1 protein-coding gene is annotated in these 646 nt (G+C 59.6%); it reads left to right on the top strand.

The window, feature by feature from the left end; genetic code table 11:
- Positions 1-201 precede the first annotated feature (201 nt).
- The coding region (locus GCU60_RS19565; RefSeq protein ID WP_163208300.1) for a hypothetical protein at positions 202-646 on the top strand (445 nt) is incomplete at its 3' end.

The raw sequence follows: 646 nt of genomic DNA, 5'->3' as shown, positions 1-646 counted from the left end.
GAAAGGGGCTGAGGTCCCTTCGGTTGGGAGTTTCGAAAGAGGGGCGCAGCAGCCCTCTTCGCCGGATAGGAGATAACGCAGTTATGTCCTAGTAGGTTAGACCTTACGAGGGCTATCCTCTCCGCGCGCGAAATGTACGAACCGGCGGTTTAGGTTTTTTCACGCCCTGCGGTGATCATGATGGAAACAGGAGTTTCCATCATGACCCTCACACACCTCAAGGATGACGAACGCAAGGCAAACTCCAGGGCCGCTATGGTCCGGGTCGAGATCCGGGACGCCCAAGGATACGCCAATCAAAGGCGCCATGATTTGCGCATCGGAGCGCAGCCGGCCTACGTCAATCCGGACCCGCCTGAGCCCAACCGGGTCTTCATCCAACCCATGACCTCCGCAGAGCTGAAGAGGCTCGCCAAAGAGCGCAGGGACCAGCGGGACATGGCCCGGGCGATGAAGAGCAACGCCGGGATCGCAGTCGCTGGCATCATCGGCTTCGGAGTCGAAGCGCAGAAGATGTTCGAGGCTCTGGGTCCAGATGGGCAGGAGAAGGCCCTGAGAGCCGCTGTAGAGCGCATGGCAGCCGATCTTAGGACCTCAGTGTCTGGTCTGGTTCTCCACCTTGATGAGACCGCCAAGCACGCGCATT

This window comes from Blastococcus saxobsidens, from assembly GCF_010682065.1.
Lineage (GTDB): Bacteria > Actinomycetota > Actinomycetes > Mycobacteriales > Geodermatophilaceae > Blastococcus > Blastococcus saxobsidens_B.
The sequence above is the reverse complement of the archived record's forward strand: the minus strand, read 5'-3'. Positions and strand labels throughout refer to the sequence as shown.